This window comes from Vibrio sp. 970 (assembly GCF_033339075.1).
The window spans coordinates 1-772 of record NZ_JAWOTW010000226.1 but is presented as its reverse complement, the minus strand read 5'-3'; the positions used below and the strand labels follow the sequence as shown (position 1 = coordinate 772).

General features: G+C 36.5%; 1 protein-coding gene. It reads right to left on the bottom strand.

Annotated features, from left to right (window positions below; translation table 11 throughout):
• Positions 1-35 precede the first annotated feature (35 nt).
• Complete coding sequence (locus R7Q11_RS25840) at positions 36-713, bottom strand: C39 family peptidase (RefSeq protein WP_054579722.1); 678 nt, start codon at positions 711-713, stop codon at positions 36-38.
• Between the last annotated feature and the right edge of the window lie 59 nt (positions 714-772).

The following is a 772-nucleotide window of genomic DNA, read 5'->3' as shown; positions in this document are numbered from 1 at the left end:
GTTAAGTTCTTAAAGTTATTTAAAACAATGTTATATTAATTTTCACCGGAAACTGGGAGAGTAATGCTAAATACCCCCAAGGAATCTCTAGACACACCTGTTTTTAATGGTGATCTTTGATATACGGTGAAATTATCATTGGTAATAAAGCTAGACCGTCCCATTTCCGCTTCGTTACGGACCAGCAACACAATTCCTTGGTAATATTTTTCAAACTCATCCAGTTTCATTATCATACTTCCTCTAGAAGGGTCTCCTAGAATAACTGAGTGATTGTTTATACCTCTGATTACAACAAAATGCATATACCCATCGAAATTAACGAGAGTGATCCCAGGGACGCCGACTTCTTTAATTTTCTCCAGTCCAACTTGAAAGCCATCAGAACGTAACCCTATGGAATCTAAGTAAAACTTCATATCCAACAAAGAAAAACCTTTCTCCTTGATTTTTTCTTTATCACCTTTTTCAAACATGCTTTTGAAAATATCTTGTTCAGATGACTCTGTTGCATAATGAAAAGTGAGGAGAGAAGCCAGAGCGGCAGAGCCACAACTGAAGTCATACTGTTGGCGAAAAACATCACCAAACACTATTTCTTTGTAACTTTTAACGGGAACAGAGTAATGTGCTCGGTAAGGTAACAGTTCTAATGAAATGGCTGATGTTGAATAAACGAGCATCAGCCAAATTAAGTTATTTAATACTTTCATATTGTTTACTTGAGTGTCAGGTTAACGACGGTAGAGTTCTGGATTAAAACGTTGTTTCC